This is a genomic window from Bacillus sp. GbtcB14 (assembly GCF_019091205.1).
Taxonomy (GTDB): Bacteria; Bacillota; Bacilli; order Bacillales; family Bacillaceae_G; genus Bacillus_A; species Bacillus_A cereus_AG.
On record NZ_JAGXJT010000055.1, the window covers coordinates 1 to 700 of the forward strand.

Below are 700 nucleotides of genomic sequence, written 5' to 3' on the forward strand. Positions count from 1 at the left end.
ATCTGCCCCCTTCATGCCAGGCTGAATCTCTTGCATAGCTATACATTGGCCTTGATAAAGAGCATTAAATTTATCATATTCCGGTTTCATATACTTATATGATAAGACTCGAGCAATATCAGCCCAGTATCCATCACATACAATATCGCAGTCGAACCAAATTAGGTCACCTGGCATTAATTTAATGTCTTTACTTTGTCTCCGCTGACCTCCCACAGCATGTCTTCCTACCCTAATCATCGGTAAAACAGGCAATGCTCCTTTTTTGGCGATAGAACAATTAAAAATGTCTGCTATTTCATATTCACTTATGCCTTCAAATAAATTATTTGTTACATCTTCAATTGCATTTTCAATACAATTTGCCGAATAAGACAGTGCCTGAATTTCATGATTTGTTTTTATAGATCTAACATGTCTTAAAATATTTGAAACAGGATTTATACTACTTTTCTTAAAATAATTACTAATCGTATTAATATGATTTGGTTGCATTCCGTCTTCATCTATACCTATGTTGCAATGTTCAACATCTATATCTTTTAAAAGAGCAATCAATGCTTCAATTCCATTAGAATAGCTCGCATCAACATTAGATAATAGTTTTAGTTGCTCTTCTTCTTCAGTCAGAGGAACGTTATTTGAATATTCCCTAAAGAAAACTCCATAAGTATATACTTTTCCTACTTGCTCTCGTGCA

Annotated in this window: 1 protein-coding gene; it reads right to left on the minus strand. The window is 33.7% G+C overall.

Going from position 1 to position 700, the window contains the following annotated elements; translation table 11 throughout:
* Positions 1-700: M24 family metallopeptidase (locus KVT31_RS29325; RefSeq protein WP_217613702.1), on the minus strand; the 700-nt coding region annotated here is incomplete at both ends.